The sequence below is a fragment of the Pseudomonas sp. GL_093 genome (assembly GCF_057837605.1).
The window spans coordinates 2,020,812-2,036,969 of record NZ_CM174448.1 but is presented as its reverse complement, the minus strand read 5'-3'; the positions used below and the strand labels follow the sequence as shown (position 1 = coordinate 2,036,969).

At 46.6% G+C, this 16,158-nt stretch carries 13 protein-coding genes and 1 pseudogene; 2 read left to right on the top strand and 12 right to left on the bottom strand.

All coding sequences use genetic code 11. From position 1 onward, the window contains the following. Positions 1 to 3: 3 nt before the first annotated feature. Together AC3IUE_RS09225 and AC3IUE_RS09220 are read left to right on the top strand one after the other, a co-directional pair. The gene (locus AC3IUE_RS09225; RefSeq protein WP_489266875.1) at positions 4 to 1,368 is read left to right on the top strand and encodes a formyltransferase family protein; all 1,365 of its coding nucleotides are present in this window, start codon (positions 4 to 6) and stop codon (positions 1,366 to 1,368) included. 111 nt (positions 1,369 to 1,479) lie between these two features. Further along, positions 1,480 to 1,663: pseudogene (locus AC3IUE_RS09220) on the top strand (transposase domain-containing protein); the annotation flags it as partial. Between the two features lie 199 nt (positions 1,664 to 1,862). On the opposite strand, the gene AC3IUE_RS09215 reads toward AC3IUE_RS09220, so the two are convergent. The 12 genes from AC3IUE_RS09215 to AC3IUE_RS09160 form a co-directional block, all read right to left on the bottom strand. Continuing rightward, complete coding sequence (locus AC3IUE_RS09215; protein ID WP_489266874.1) at positions 1,863 to 2,975, bottom strand: glycosyltransferase family 4 protein; 1,113 nt, start codon at positions 2,973 to 2,975, stop codon at positions 1,863 to 1,865. Then, entirely contained in the window at positions 2,972 to 3,733 is a 762-nt protein-coding gene (locus AC3IUE_RS09210; RefSeq protein ID WP_489266872.1) for a glycosyltransferase family 2 protein, read from the bottom strand. The genes AC3IUE_RS09215 and AC3IUE_RS09210 overlap by 4 nt, the downstream gene beginning before the upstream one ends. Then, positions 3,726 to 4,694, bottom strand: coding sequence for a GDP-L-fucose synthase (fcl, locus tag AC3IUE_RS09205; protein ID WP_489266870.1), 969 nt, complete (start codon positions 4,692 to 4,694; stop codon positions 3,726 to 3,728). The genes AC3IUE_RS09210 and fcl overlap by 8 nt, the downstream gene beginning before the upstream one ends. Positions 4,695 to 4,702: 8 nt before the next feature. Then, entirely contained in the window at positions 4,703 to 5,785 is a 1,083-nt protein-coding gene (gene gmd, locus AC3IUE_RS09200) for a GDP-mannose 4,6-dehydratase (RefSeq protein ID WP_489266868.1), read from the bottom strand. A 21-nt stretch (positions 5,786 to 5,806) separates the two neighbouring features. Continuing rightward, entirely contained in the window at positions 5,807 to 6,718 is a 912-nt protein-coding gene (locus AC3IUE_RS09195) for a glycosyltransferase family 2 protein (protein WP_489266866.1), read from the bottom strand. Between the two features lie 13 nt (positions 6,719 to 6,731). Next, the gene (locus AC3IUE_RS09190) at positions 6,732 to 8,117 is read right to left on the bottom strand and encodes an ABC transporter ATP-binding protein (RefSeq protein ID WP_489266864.1); all 1,386 of its coding nucleotides are present in this window, start codon (positions 8,115 to 8,117) and stop codon (positions 6,732 to 6,734) included. Continuing rightward, positions 8,107 to 8,859 (bottom strand): ABC transporter permease, encoded by a 753-nt coding sequence (locus tag AC3IUE_RS09185; protein WP_489268775.1) that lies wholly within the window; start codon positions 8,857 to 8,859, stop codon positions 8,107 to 8,109. The genes AC3IUE_RS09190 and AC3IUE_RS09185 overlap by 11 nt, the downstream gene beginning before the upstream one ends. Before the next feature lie 89 nt (positions 8,860 to 8,948). After that, on the bottom strand, positions 8,949 to 10,100 hold the full coding sequence (locus tag AC3IUE_RS09180) for a glycosyltransferase (RefSeq protein WP_489266862.1): 1,152 nt from the start codon (positions 10,098 to 10,100) through the stop codon (positions 8,949 to 8,951). A 37-nt stretch (positions 10,101 to 10,137) separates the two neighbouring features. Then, positions 10,138 to 11,028, bottom strand: a complete 891-nt coding sequence (locus AC3IUE_RS09175; protein WP_489266860.1) for an NAD-dependent epimerase/dehydratase family protein — start codon at positions 11,026 to 11,028, stop codon at positions 10,138 to 10,140. After that, positions 11,025 to 13,460 (bottom strand): glycosyltransferase, encoded by a 2,436-nt coding sequence (locus AC3IUE_RS09170; protein ID WP_489266858.1) that lies wholly within the window; start codon positions 13,458 to 13,460, stop codon positions 11,025 to 11,027. The genes AC3IUE_RS09175 and AC3IUE_RS09170 overlap by 4 nt, the downstream gene beginning before the upstream one ends. A gap of 15 nt (positions 13,461 to 13,475) precedes the next feature. Beyond that, positions 13,476 to 14,402 (bottom strand): glycosyltransferase family 2 protein, encoded by a 927-nt coding sequence (locus AC3IUE_RS09165; RefSeq protein WP_489266856.1) that lies wholly within the window; start codon positions 14,400 to 14,402, stop codon positions 13,476 to 13,478. A gap of 4 nt (positions 14,403 to 14,406) precedes the next feature. Next, positions 14,407 to 15,858 carry a mannose-1-phosphate guanylyltransferase/mannose-6-phosphate isomerase gene (locus tag AC3IUE_RS09160; protein WP_489266854.1) on the bottom strand — a complete coding sequence of 484 codons (1,452 nt, stop codon included), beginning with the start codon at positions 15,856 to 15,858 and terminating at the stop codon, positions 14,407 to 14,409. Positions 15,859 to 16,158: the final 300 nt, after the last annotated feature.

Genomic DNA, 16,158 nt, shown 5'->3' with positions numbered 1-16,158 from the left:
ATTATGATCGAACGATATATAGATAACTACCTGCCAGTATCAGCTACCCCGGTTAAACAAGAGTATTACTTCGATACAGCCTCAAGACTGATGGCTTGTGCAGGGCAGCACGGCTGGGTTGAGGAGGATTTCCACGCGGTGGAGTTCTTGTCCAAGCGAGTCGAGATCTCTTGCTGCGTCTACGAAGGCTATCTTGAGGACGGCACTCGCGCCTCCAGCAAAAGGTTGCCGAATGAACTGCTGCCACTTGCGCTACTGTTGCTGTTCAAGGACTTCAGGCGTTTGTCGGCAAGCGGGGTTAGCACCAGAGCCATCAAGAGGCTCAATGCGACCCTCAAGCTCCTGGATTGCCTGAGCGCCGAAAAGGTCATGCTGGCGCAGGAATTGGTAACCATGATCAACATGGAAGCCGCGCAGTTTCTTGAAACGCTCCAGCCTGTGCAAAGCCGGCCCACCGAGGAGCTTGTGACAGCCGTGGACATCGCCGCAAACACTTCCCTCCCTCTTACCGTGCTGTTCTGGGAAGGCCCCATCGCGCGCGCCTACCTGGCCACCATGAAAAGCATGGGGCTAAGGCCTGAAAGAATCATTCACATAGTGTCTAGGAATGACCTGTCGACCAAGAAACCCGTCGGGCGCTTCCTGCCAGGCGTGATGAAGTTGGCATATGCACAATCCAAGCAAAAAAGCAGTATTCATCATTGGGCTGCCGCTCTTCAAAAAACCGAAACGGCCTTGTATCAACAGATAAGAAGCACCGTTGAAAACAGTTTGGTTTTTTCGAAGGAGGTGATTGATGACGCCTTGGCTTTGGGCGATCTGGGAGAGTATTCATCTAACGTCGAAACGCTGATGATTGATAATCTGGCGGACAAGGCGTTGCACAGTCGGCTTGCCGCGCTGCCAGAGACACAGATTTTGTTCACCGGCGGAGGCATCGTCCCGAAAAGTTTGCTTAAAATTACCTCGCTCAAGTTCATTCACATACATCCCGGTTATCTGCCGGAAGTACGTGGTGCAGATTGCGCGTTGTGGTCACAGCTCATGAGGGGTCGCACTTCCGCTACATGCTTCTACATGGCACCCGGTATTGATGACGGTGATGTCATTCTCGCAAGTTATCTGCCGTCCTTAAATTTCAATATTGCAATAGCTGAAATAAGCTTAAAAACACTCTATCGCTCGACTTACGCTTTTTTTGATCCGTGGATTCGTTCCTGTGTATTACGAAGGGCGCTGGCCTTGACTGAAGGTTTTACGCGGGTTGATGCTTATCCTCAGGCAGAACAATCCAGTGTTACGTATCATTTCATGCATGAAAAAATTCAAACCGCTGCATTTGGTCGGTTGTTCGTAAGCGCTCCATGAAGCCCACATGTTAAAGGTGAGGATCTATGGCTATCTTGGCATTTGCGGCGTGCAGTTCCACGGCAGCAAGGCCTCAAAGTCTTCTACGCTCGAGGCTTGTGGCAAGCGCTCAAGGGCGCGACGGCCAGTGCTCAACTTTTATAGCTTGGTGGAGACGGCTAAAGCCAACGGCCAAGAGCCCTATGCGTGGCTGCGCCACGCACTGGAACGTCTGGTGACTTCAGTTGAAGATTACGAAGCCCTGTTGCCCTGGAACTGCTCCCGATATTACCTAGCTAAGCGCTACCCATCTTGAAGTCGGCGGGTTTCGTGGAGCGGTTACAGTAGATTTTTTCGAATTTTGCGTCGGGACATATCATAAGGGGCTGGCTCCAGAAACACATCGGGAGCACTGCATCAAGCTTTAGCAGACTGTTTTGAATTTATATACAATGGATCGCCTATCTTGTAAAAATCCGAAAACACTATATTTCTCTAAAATAAATACCGCCCCATTATCCCCTTGGTAATAAATTTCGGTATAGCTCCGCATAACACTTAGCCATGCTCTCTGATGTGAATAACTCTTTGTATCGTATAAAGGCGGCCTGCCCCATCGCGCTGCAAGTATCCGAATCGTCCCACATTTTACGCATGGCAACAGCCAAGCTAGCAGGGTCTTCGGGTGGTATAACAAGCCCGGTTAGCTGATCGACATTTATATACGTCGTTCCCGTACCAATCTCACAGCAAATCATAGGCTTGGAATACATCGCAGACTCTACCAATGAAATCCCGAATGCTTCAGACCTAAGATGAGATGGAAACACAGTCGCAGTACAAAGTGTAAGAAGCGCTACCTTATCCTCATCACTGATTCGCCCGACAAACATTACATTAGTCAGACCAAATTCAGCGACTTGCTCCTTCAGATTATCTTCCTCTGGCCCCGAACCGGCGATGACGATCGGGTAGCCACAAATATTTGCAGCGTCTAGCAAGGTATGTAAACCTTTATAATATCTCAACACACCGACAAAAAGAAAAAACCGAGGAGGAAGGCACGATCGCCAATGTGCCATCCTTTCTGGCGCAGGTATCGGAAAGCTACTTTTATCCAAACCAATCGGAATAACCGAAACCTTATCTTTATGTTTTTGTAAAACAGGGCTACTTCTTAAGTAGTTAGGCGACGAGGCAACTATTGCAGATGCTGAAGACAGGAATTTGTTCATCAAAGGACGATACAACTCAAGCGTCCAACGTTGCTTAACGATATCCGAATGATAAGAAACGACGACCGGCTTATCATGCCGAACAAGAAAGTGAGCAACATCCATGAAAGGCCATGGAAAATGATAATGTACAATATCTACCTGATCTGCTAGCTCACGCAAACTAAGGATAACAGAAAAAGAAAACGGGGTTGATAGAAGCGTGAAGTTTGACTTCGCATAATGAACTTGATGCCCATCGCAGAAAAGCGATCCAGAGCGCTGAGTCGAGACACAGAGCACCTGGCTTTCAACACCGTGAGCCTCTCCTCCCTTGCAAAGCTGATAGATGCACTGCTCTATGCCACCAAAAGTATCAGGAAAATACGTTTTAAAGACATGAAGAACTTTCATTTTCTACTTTCTATTTTATTGAGAAGAGCTTTAAACCATACTGCGTAAGGCTGAAGCAGCCACCACTTGAGCGGAAGCTTACCATGGTACTTACGAACAACCGCCATCGCCTCAGCATAGTGAGCTGATCTTCGCGTGTTAGTTTTAGTTTCACCATGATCCCTATTGACGGCAACAAACTCATTGAAGAAACGCAATGGGCCTCCGAATCGGTACAACTTCCACCACAAATCATAGTCCATGGCCATGTGGCAAGAAGCATCAAGCCCTCCCACTGCATCCCAAGCCTGTCGTCGTATTAAAGTAGCAGGTTGCGAAACAATACAACGAACTGCCAACCTTTTCTCACTGAACTCTTCGACCCAAATGGCGGTTTTCTTGTTATCTTTCTCGCGAATATTCCAGGCACGGCCGTACGTAGCGGGAGCACTTTCATTCGCGAGCAGCTCATTAACCAACTTGGCCAGCCCGCCCTCTAGAAAGTAGTCATCGCTATTAATCCAGCATACAAATGGAGCAGAACCCTTGCTAATACATTCGTTGATAGCAGCAGCTTGGCCATCATCTGCCGAACTCCTCCACCCTGCCAGCCTTCCTTCCCACGACTTGATGACCTCGACAGAGTTATCTGTCGAGCCACCATCCGCGACGAACACCTCAATGGGCAAGTTCTGAGAGAAAATTGAAGACAGTGCGGCGTCCAGATATTCCCCCTGATTATAAGAGGGCACTGCGACCGTAACTATTGCTTCAGTCAACTTTTACCTTCTCTCTTTCTAGAAAGTCGGTATAAGCAATGGACAAGCCCTGCTCAAGCCCAACGGAAGGTTGCCAGCCCATCCCCGTAATTCGCGAAATATCCATAAGCTTACGAGGTGTACCATCGGGCTTGCTACTATCAAGCTCAATTAACCCATTGTACCCAATAACCTTGGCTACAAACTGGGCCAACGCAAGGATGGTCATGTCCGTGCCACACCCCACATTGATATGAGAAAGGGTCTGACTTGTAACACTGGCATAGAGTTCCGGCGCAGCCTCCATAACATGGACACTTGCTGCCGCCATGTCATCCACAAACAAAAACTCACGTTTTGGCGTACCGCTACCCCAAATCACAACTGCTGGTGAGCCGGCGACCTTGGCCTCATGAAATTTTCGTATGAGCGCAGGTATGACATGGCTATTTTCAGAGTGGTAATTGTCCCCTGGGCCATATAAATTCGTCGGCATGACGCTTCTATAATCAACACCATATTGACGATTATAGGACTCACAAAACTTGATGCCGGCAATCTTCGCGATTGCATAGGCTTCATTAGTTTCTTCAAGTTTGCCAGTGAGGAGCGAATCTTCCGTCATCGGCTGTTGAGCCAAACGAGGATAAATACAACTCGACCCTAGAAAGAGAAGTTTCTGTACACCGCTACGCCAAGCCTCATGAATAATGTTGGATTGAATCATGATATTTTGATAAATAAATTCGGCGGGGTAAGTGTTATTCGCGAATATCCCCCCCACTTTTGCCGCAGCTAGATAAACTTGATCAGGTTGCTCAACCTCGAAAAAATCCCTAACTGAAGCTTGATCACACAGATCAAGTTCAGCCCTATCACGAGTGACGAAATTAGTATAACCACGCTTCTTAAGTTCACGCAGAATGGCTGAACCAACCATTCCGCGATGACCCGCCACATAAATTTTACTATTATACGGCATAATCGAAATCACTCGTGATAGTTGAATGCGTTGTAACCGTGACTCTTAACCAGTTCATCGCGTTCAGCCGCCTTCAGATCTTCTCTGACCATCTCAGAAACGAGTTCAGCAAAAGTCGTTTTCGGCGTCCAGCCCAACTTATTCTTGGCCTTAGACGGATCACCCAACAGCGTTTCAACTTCCGCCGGGCGGAAATAACGTGCATCAACCTCTACAATACATTTACCCGTTGCATCGTAGCCCTTCTCGTCTACCCCCTGCCCTTTCCAGGTAATGACGATATCAAGCTCTTTAGCGGCCGCATCAACAAAGTCGCGGACGCTGTATTGAATACCCGTTGCAATTACAAAATCTTCCGCAACTTCCTGTTGAAGCATAAGCCATTGCATTTCAACATAATCACGTGCATGCCCCCAATCTCGCTTGGCATCCAAATTGCCTAGGTACAAGCAATCTTGCAAATTTAGCTTAATACGCGCTAGTGCACGGGTGATTTTCCGAGTTACAAAGGTTTCACCCCGAACAGGTGATTCATGGTTAAACAAAATACCATTACAAGCATACATGCCATACGCTTCACGGTAGTTCACTGTGATCCAATAAGCATACAGTTTCGCGACGGCATAAGGGCTACGAGGGTAAAACGGAGTTGTTTCTTTCTGTGGTGTTTCCTGGACCAAGCCGTATAGCTCGGAAGTTGAAGCCTGATAGAACTTGGTCTTCTTCTCCAATCCCAAAATGCGGATAGCTTCAAGTATACGAAGAGCGCCCAAGGCGTCGGAGTTCGCAGTATACTCAGGCTCTTCGAAACTAACAGCGACGTGTGACTGTGCTGCCAAATTGTAAATCTCGTCCGGCTGCACCTGCTGGATGATGCGAATCAAGCTAGTAGAGTCGGTCAGGTCACCGTGATGCAGGATGAAATTCCGGTCTTTAACATGCGGATCTTGATAGAGATGATCGATACGGTCAGTGTTAAAAAGCGACGTTCGCCTTTTAACACCGTGCACTTCGTACCCCTTACCCAGAAGCAACTCAGCCAGATAAGCGCCGTCTTGACCTGTGACGCCAGTAATCAGTGCAACCTTCATATTACCCTCCAAAATATACGCTCAATCAGCCACATTGCTCATCGACTTCTTGTCTGCGCGAATGTGACTTAGTAAAAAACATAAATGCCTGATCGGCATCAGCCATCGGCTCAACAAGCCTTGTGGATACCGGGCTCTAACCTTCATCATTTCAGCACGCCCAATTTGCTCGTACTGACTGGTAGTCTTTTGATCGCTATGAATACGAAATGCACCAAGAAAATAAGGTATATGCCTAAAATGCGCACCATTCCTCACAAAACGCAACAGCAAATCCCAATCCAAGGCAAATGACAGTGTATCATCAACACGTCCACCTATGCGAGTCCAAAGTGAACGCCTCCAGAATAGTGTTTCCTGAGGAATGTAATCTATGGAATGTAGCAAATTATCGTCATGGTAGGGCAATACCCATCGTCCGACCAAACGATCCGCTTCATCAATAATAAGCCGGTTACCATATATGCAATCCATATGGGGAACTCTTTCGAATTCGCGCACAATAAAGCTCAATGAGTTGGGCAACAACACGTCATCAGAATTAAGATAGTGCAGTATTTGACCTAACGACTTCTGAAAACCTCTATTTATCGCGTCCGCCTGCCCCCTATCTTTCTCAGAATGAAAGGCAATCTTATCAGAAGAAAAAGAAGCTACCACCTCTGAAGTATTATCTGTCGAACAGTTGTCCTGGATAATAATTTCAATATTGGAGTACGCTTGACTCAAAATGCTCTGCAACGTCCTCCCTATATATTGCCCCTGATTAAACGAAGGAATAACTATTGAAATCAATGGCATTTCTTGGTGTACAACAGCCTCTACCGAATAAGCGGATGGAGCAATTAGCTTACCCGCATGCTGCCTTAAAACGCCAAGCCTTACATGGAAAAACTGCCTTACAAGCACACCCAGCGATTGACGTTGCGACATATTCATTATCCCATTAATCGCTAACGGTCAATACAGCATCTGACTTGACGCTTGCAAGCCCATAAAATGGCTGAGCGTTATACCCAAGGTGTCCCGTGGGCACTATCGAGAAACTAAAAACATTCGAAACAACGCAATGCCTAATAGATTCAGACTCAATCTCGGTCATCGATGCTCTTTCAAGATTGGCATGCAAGAGCCTAGGCCAGGTCGCAAAGCCAACATCCAATATGTACTCACCAGAAGCAAAGTCCAATGGGATATCAAACGTCACCCGCACTCGCTGTCCAACTCTGACCATCTCAGGTACCGAAGAACCGCACTGCCCAGTGTTGCGCCCGTGCACAATGACGCCCTTGTCTGTCCGCAATACAAACCCTACGACAGGAGTCTCTAAGTCAGCCAGAACTTTAAATTCGACATGAACCTTCATTACATCGTACTGATAATAAACTTGGCAGGGCTTACCGTCGACGTTTACCAATCCGATACAAGTACACACGACAGCACCATCCCCCGTCTGCTCACGGCCCCGCACATCAATCATAGTCCCGTCAACCCACGAGAGGTCGGAAGCGATCGCATCGTCAACCGATTCATCATCTACCATGTGGCTTGCTACCTGGTTCATCCTGGCGGCATCTTCATTGATTAATTTTTTTGCACTTACATGACCAAGCGCATAATACTTGTTGATCGCGTCAGCGGCATTACCAATAAAAAGGGCTTCTCCCTTGTGAAGAAGTAGCACTTCATCACAGTAATGCATTACATCATCCATACTATGAGTAACAAGTATAACCGTACAGCCTTTCTCACGAAGCCTTCCCAGTCGCTCATAACACTTTAGACGAAAGAAAATATCACCTACGGCTAAGGCTTCATCGACAATCAACACATCCGGATCTATGCAGGCTTGTACAGCAAAAGCAAGACGAACAAACATACCACTGGAATAAGCCTTTACCGGACTATCTATAAACTCGCCAATATCCGCGAAAGCTTCTATCTCCGGAAATACCTGGTCAAATTTCGCTCCTGAAACGCCCAAAATCTGAGCATTCAATCTAGCGTTTTCACGACCGGTAAATTCTGGATTAAATCCAGCGCCCAACTCAAGTAACGCTGCTATTCGGCCTTTGACCTGCACCTGGCCTGTTGTGGGCATCAAAATGCCGCTTATAATCTGTAAAAGCGTGGATTTACCGCTGCCATTCTGACCAATAATCCCAAAGAACCGACCACGCTGAATATCAAAAGACAACGGATGCAGCGCTTGAAAGGTACTACGCTTATTGAGGTTCTGAAAAAGCAGCCCTTTGATGCGCTGCATTGGCGTCTTATAAATATCATACAACTTAGAAACATTGTTGATACTAATAGCAATTTCAGAGGACATCAGCGAATCCTGTTCGTAATCTATGGAAGATAAAATACCCAAGTACGCACATCAATGCACTTATGGCGAGATACACTCCCATAAGTTGCCAATTGACTGCATCATGAGCGAACACCAAAGCTCTAACAGTTTCCACAGGAACTGTTAATGGATTGATGTTCATCAGCCATCTAAACTTTTCAGGCACCATTTCGGCCGGATAACAAATAGGTGCAGTAAACAGCATAATCGTGGCAAGACTGGTTGTAATCTGTGAAAGGTCTCGAAAATAAACGCCTATCGCCGCTAATAACCAGCCAGCCCCAACGGTGAACATGAGTAAACCGCCAATTGGAATCGGCAGCAGTAAAATGCCCCAGGAGATCCCTCCAGTTGAGTATAAGACGCCAGCAATCAAGATGAGGATGCCGAATAGGATACCCACACCCGTACTCAAGACATTCACCACAGGTAAAATATCGAGTGGAAATATAACGCGCTTCACATACGAAGTATTACTAATGATCAACGAGGGGGCTCGCACCAAAGTATCTGCTAGTAGACCATGAAGTAAGATGCCGCAAAACAATAGAAGCCCAAAGGGAATATCTTCACCGGAGGGAGTCTGAATACCCCACCGCGACTTCAAGACAACTTGAAACACGAAGCCATACAATAGCAGCTGCAATAGCGGTTGCCCTACCATCCACAACGCACCAAAAAATGAATTTTTATAACGCATTGATATATCGCGCCGCGTCATCTGAAAAATCAGACTCCTATTACGGAGCATTGATCGAACGCCTGTCATCAACCCAGTATTCAAAATTTTTTCCTGCACATTAGTACATATTAGTTTTTGCTATTGGCGACCTGAACAGAAGATACAAGGCGCATGAACGATTTTGCAAATTCTACTTGAGCTTCGTTGTAATTCAAATCTTCTCGCCGCGGTGGCATTTGTGAATATTTTTCCAACAGTTTGGAAAGTTGCCCTGAGTCATGAGGCTCAAAAAAATCAACATTCTTTGTGGATTGCTCGATATTGGCGGGTATCGCTGAAGCAATCACGTACTGAGATACAGATTTCGCATCCTCAATCACTGTAGACCACCCTTCGAATAATGAAGGTTGTACAATGCAAGTTGCCGCCTCAAATATAATCATCTGGTCATCTCTAGGAATAAAACCCAAGAATAGAATATTGTCAGCCAACCCCAACATTTCAACCTTGCTTTTGAGTCTAGATGTATGATCTGGAGCTCGGTGATCATGTTCTTTACCAGAAAACACTACTGTTACGTTCACTCCACGCTGTTTAAGCAGATCTACAGCGTCTATAACGACGTCGTGGTTCTTATGAATCCAAAATTGATTAGGGCAATAAAAAAAAGTTTCCGGCAATCCGTATTTCTGCAGGATCTCAACCTTGCTCTTTTCTGTCGACCGACTCTCAAAAGTAGCGAACCTGACTACGTACTGATTAACGTCCGCACCAGGGAAAAACTCATTAAAATCAGCCTTGACGGCTTCACTGCTAAAAACAAGATGCTGATAATTTTGAAAGTATTGCCTATGTTGAGCATCCCGTGCAGCAAGTTCATCTGCACTAAAAAAATCAGGAAGACGCTTATCTTGGAAATCAGGTATCCAACAAGCAGTTTGTTGCATGCTTGTATCGATAGGATAGGGAAATATCAAATCGAATTTCATTTGTTTTTTAAAAAAACGCGGAGTCAACCAAGACAATAATCTTGTTCGCCTCGATATCCCGCCATCGATATTGGCTATATTAGCTGGCTTTATCCAGTTCAGGCGCGGATACCCGGTACCATCATTAATAAAATCAAAAGACTCTTTCGAATGACTAATAATCCAAACATCTGGCTTTTCACGATCTGCAATCTCGTTCAAAGAACTAATGAGATTCTTTATATAATATGTACCGCCTATCCAGCTCTCGTCATAGTTAAATGGCACACCAATTACTGGACGCTTAAACACGGCCTTGCTCCTACTGCATCGAAAATATAAAAATAAATTATTGCTTGTGCATCCAGGCAGCCACTTTTTCCAAGCCTTGCTCAAGTGTGAAGTCGGAGGTGTAACCCAAAGAACTCAAGTACTGTATGTCTGCCTGCCAATTTAAAGGATCACCGAGTCGTTCAGAGCCGCTGAACACTATCGCTTTTTGCAGTCCCAGCGATGAAAGCAAGCTCGTTGCCGCACAACGAATAGTCGACGCTATTCCACTGGCAACATTCACCGCTCGGCCATCAAAACAGCCTTTGTCGATCACAAACATTACAGCCTTCGCAACATCATCTACATAAATAAAATCCCGGGTTTCATGCCCCGTCCCGAACAACTCAAGTGTCGGACTTTTCAGTGCTTTATTATAAATATCCCAAAATATCTGCTTTTTTAGACCCGGCCCAAATGCCGAAAACACTCGCAGTGAAATAGTTTCAACCCCAAACATTTCATAATATTCTTGACAGATATTTTCAGCATGAAATTTGTGCCAACCATACGGTGATAACGGTTTCACTTTGCACGTTTCAGCCACTGGGCTAACTTCAGGATTCCCATAGACAGCCGCACTCGAAAAGTGCACGAACTTAGCAGTGGGCGCACAAAGACGAATTGCTTCTAACATCTCAGCAATCCGTGCGGTATTGAGCAGGTAATCGTGTAACGGGGCAGTGAAGGAATCTGGAACACTCGCGGCGCCCGTACAATTGATAACTACATCAGGTTTAGCTTCCTTAACCAGACTTTTAAAATCCGGATTCAATGCGTCGAAGCGTATAAACGGCATTTCAGTTGAATCGCAAATATCGGCCCCCATTACATCCAGACCCGAAGAGCGCATTGATCTAAAAAGTGCTGCACCAATAAAACCGGTAGATCCTAAAATCAAGTGTTTCATTGGTACACCTCGGATTTTTTTGCGATAAAGGTATAAGGGCGCCCTGCAATTTCCTTTTCAGAAATAGACTCAGCAATCTCCTTTGTATGGGGAAAATAATTTATAGGACTGCTGGCAAATGTTAAAGTTTCCACTAACTTAAACTTCGCTTGTTCAATGAAAGACTCATACTCATCGGCGCGATATCCATTCTCTCCACCAGTGTATTTATGGAAAGGATGGTTCGACAAGAAGCTTGTCTTATCTTCATCATCAAAAACGATGTGTTCTCTGACAAGAAGTGCGACGCCTCCTACAGTGAGACTATCGTTAATTTTCTGCAAGGCTTTCACAGGATCTCTGAAGTGGTGCACCACTTGTCGACAATAAGCGACATCAAATAATTGGCTTCCATCCAGATCTTCAACGGCCATTTGCCTGATAGTAATACGATCCTTAACAGTCGGATCTAGCGACGCGCAAGCCAAGCGCACTAATTGTTCCGCCGCTTGCGTGCCAACTATATTGTCACTAGACGGCTCAGCCAGTGTCACCAAGTAACCTTCCAGAGCTAGTGCGACAGACATAACGCCACCGGCGCCACCAATATCAACGATAGTCTTCGCTTCAGGCGCATGTTTACGTAATTCCTGCAATGTGAAGCTAAATTCTTCTGTAGCACGGAATCTGTTAAGTGACCCGAGCAAGTCCCTGTGCAGATACGCATCCATCAACATCTGCTGGTCCTTAGGGTTTCCTTGGGAGGCGTGAATTATTTCCTCCCAACTCCAATTGTCGCGCGGAACAAAACCTATAAACTTAGCTGGAGTACCTGCATAAATACAAAAAGGGGCGACGTTGCGCGTCACCATAGAACGCGCCCCGATAATTGCACCCTTTCCGATGTGAACACCTTTCAATATAGCCGATTCAAACCCTACCCATACGTTATCTTCAATATGGATAGGAGCGGAAGCTACCTGAGACCAATCTTTATAAACACCGATACGGTTAGCATCTACCCCAGCTTTCCAGTCGTACGCATCAGAAGCACGGAGTTCTGGATTAAGAGAGTGTGAATCAGAATCCATAACCGTACAATCCCAAGAGAGCATCACATTGTTACCAATATGTATCCCCCCCTCCTGCGTACAGATAAATTTGCACCCACCACCAATTGAACTCCTATTACCGATGGTAATTTCGCCCACACCTCTTTCAAAGACAAAAGTGCCACCTACATGGCTGTGTTCACCAATATTTACGTAAGGACGATTTTGAATATCTACACGTACATCGATGTACAGGGCCTCAAGTCTTGTACCCGCGCCCGCTCTCAAAAAGCGCTTCCCGCTTAGATCCACCCCGATATGCTGAAACTCACCCGCCATATTCCTGATTTTTATGGCTTTCTGTACCAGTCGTCGAATTAACCCGGCTCGAATTCTTTTTGCAAAACGCTTGGCGCCGGCAAGTGTATACCTGTTACATCGAACTTTTCCTTCAAGCAGAGTCTTCCCAAAATCAGGGTTCTTGCTCTCCAACGCATCTACTAATGCTATAACTCCTTCATCACCATGAAGACGAGCAAACGCCACATCACTTTTAGACATCTCATCATACAAACGGTGCAAAAACTCAACTTTATATGCATCTGCCACATGTGCATTGTAAAAATTTAAAGGCGCTATATAACCAGCCACGATTGGCGCGAGACGATCCCTCTGACCATACTTTTCAAATAAATCCAAGCACGACTTTCTGACAGTTAAAAAGTCCATTGCCTTACGATCATTAACCTTGGTCGTTGAGTCCTGGCGTTGGTAATAAGCATATGAAATGCTTCCATCAACGTAAACCCGGCTCGCAGTCAACATTAAGTGGATTGCAAAAGGGTGATCTTCATAAAACACACCGTGCTCAAACTCTATCTTATGTTCAAGCAGGTGCTTACGCGTAGCTATCAATCTCCAAGGAGGAGTACTCCAACATGAAACTGTCGCAAATGTCGAGGCATCGTCTGTCGGGTTGATAATCTTACCCACTAAATGCCCAGGTACAGAACTGGAAGGCATTTCGGGTTTATCATCGAATGCAAATTCGAAATTTGCTACAAATACGTCGGGACGCAACTGACTCAGCACTCGACTGATTCTAGGCATCACGGAAGGCAGTAACCAGTCATCACTATCAACAAACCATATATAATCGCCTACTGCCTGTTTCATCCCAAACGAGCGTGCCGCTCCCTGGCCAGCATTAGTCTGAGTGAAAGAAAACACCCGACTATCAAGACTTTTATATGTATCTATAATCTGCTGCGTGGCATCCGTGGAACCGTCATTGATAATGATTACCTCGTAATCATTAAACGGCTGTTTCAATATTGAATCTACGCATCGTTGCAGTGTGGCAGCGGAGTTATAAGCTGGGATAACAAAAGAAATTTTCATGTATTTTTTAAAATTCTATGATTGGATAAATACTGACAATTTCGTCAGCGCAGCCCTAACAAACAACGAAAACTTTCCTTTTGCTCGCCGCTTTGGAACTGCACTATCACCCTCTGAGAGCTCTGTATCATACTTGGCAGCCATTGCGGTCTCGACAGCGCTAACAAGCGCGCTGTTATCTTTATACTTGGAAAGTACAGAGGGCAGGCTTTCCTCCCCAATCCATCCCCTTACGACTTTAAACACAGTCTCAGCATCTGACTGCGAGAGGACCGGAAAATTTCCCCTCACTAAACTATAGGTTTCAGACATGATTAACTCATCATTGTTCGATGACGTTCCATCAAGACTAAAATTAACAATTACCGAATCAACACGGGCACACCGGCACCCCGCGACGATGGATCTGTGGACCCAATGAGCATCTGCGCAAATTTTATAGTCGAGACTGTACTCACCCACCCGCTGGTACGCAGCAGGTGTTACAAACATCGCGTTATGGCAAAAAGGAATTCCGCTGATTAAAGCGCCCGGGCCATAAGCTTCGTCTTTTCGGAGAGATGAACTACCGTCGGGCTTAACCAGCAGTGCTTTTCCAGCAACGATATCCGCAGGGTCATTTCTCCACGCTTCATCTATGGCCTTTAATGCACCGTCAGCAAGGCTGTCATCTGAGCCAATGATGCAGATCAGATCGCCGGTCGACATCCTGATACCTTTATTAATGGCATCATATATACCGCGATCTTTTTCGCTGACCACTACACAATTCAGATCAGCATAATTACTGATTAAAGCCAACGTATTATCAGTAGATTTACCATCTACGATAATCACCTCAAGCGACGTCCACTTTTGGGCGCTTAACGACTCAAGAGTTGACAATATCGTATTAGCGGAATTGAAGGTTGGAATAACAACACTGAATTTCGTTGATTTCACAAGCTTAAACACCTGTCGAAGTTTCACGACCATAATTATCTTCGAAACGAACAATGTCGTCTTCGCCCAGATAGTCACCGCTCTGCACTTCGATCAGCACCAGGTCAATAACACCCGGGTTCATCAAGCGATGCTGATGACCAGCACGAATAAACGTGGACTCGTTAGTGTTCAACATCAGCTCTTGCTGGTCGTTGACCACTACTGCCATCCCGCTGACGACGATCCAGTGCTCGCTTCTGTGGTGATGCATTTGCAGGGACAACGATGCCTTCGGCTTGACCACAATGCGCTTGATCTTGAATCGCTCGCCATTTTCCAGCGTTGTGTAGGTGCCCCAAGGGCGATGCACCGTACGGTGAAGCAAATGAACCGTGTGACTGCAGGCCTTGAGCTGATTGACGATATGTTTCACGTCTTGGGCATGGTCTTTGTGAGCAATCATCACCGCGTCCGGAGTGTCGATGACCAGCAAGTCCTCGACACCGACCAGCGCGGTAAGCCGACCTTCGCTGTTAACGTAGTTATTGCGCGAGTTATGAGAGAGCACTTCGCCTTCAAAGCGGTTACCGTTCTCGTCAGGCTCGGTCAGCTCACTGACGGCGTTCCAGGAACCAATGTCGCTCCAGCCGATGTCGCAGGGAACGGTCGCAACTTTAGAGGAACGCTCCATCAACGCGTAGTCGATGGAGATATCCGGAACCTCGGCGAACGCATCAGCATCCAGCGCCAGGCAACGGTACTTGGCGGATGATGTAAGGCGCGATACTTCAATCGTCCTGCTGACCGCTTCCACTACGTCCGGAGCATGTTGACGAAGCTCTTCGAGGACAGTGCCCACCCGGAAGCAGAACATCCCGGAGTTCCAGTAGTAGTTGCCTGCAGCGACATAACTTTGCGCGGTGTCAAGATTGGGTTTTTCGACAAAGCGCGCCACTTTCAGGCCGCCCTTCAGCGGAGCATTTTTTTGCGCTTCGATGTAGCCAAACCCTGTTTCAGGGTACGTCGGCTGGATCCCGAAGGTAACCAGCCAACCTTCGGCCGCCAGCGTCATGGCGCTGGCTACGGCCGCAGCAAAGGCTTTTTCGTCTTGTATCAGATGGTCAGCCGCCAGCACCAGCATCTGAGCATCAGGACCATGGGTCGTTTCCAGCTGAAGCGCAGCAGCGGCGACGGCAGCAGCGGTGTTACGACCAAAAGGTTCCAGGATGAAACCTTGAGCATGCTTGGCTGTATTGACTGCGCCGTACTCGTCTTCGGTCTTGAACAGGAGTTCGCGGTTGGTCACCGTCAGAACTTCCACTACACCTTCCAGGCGCGAGGCACGAAGGAAGGTTTTCTGGATTAGATTCTGGCCATCTGGCAGCTCCATGAACGGCTTTGGATGGGCTTCTCGAGAAACAGGCCACAACCGGCTGCCCACTCCGCCAGACAAAATTACGGGAATCAGTTCCATGCTCTAAATCCTTAATCCCCCTTCTGGCAGATACGTCCAGAAAGCGGGGCTCAGTTATATTTCCGGTCATTCCTGCATCGTAATCGATGCAAATTCTTGTTGAACCTGTCCCCAGGATGACAGCTCAGCTTCGATCCAAACCCGCTAGCGTCATGCCTGGTATCGCTCTAATTACCTTGCTCCAGCATTCATCGGATGCCTCTACCTGCAACACTGTGTATTGGAGGCAATCTAGACAATGCTGTCTCCTTTGGAAAGGGAAAGCGGATCATTGGAGGTTGAAATGCAATGCGGAGCAGG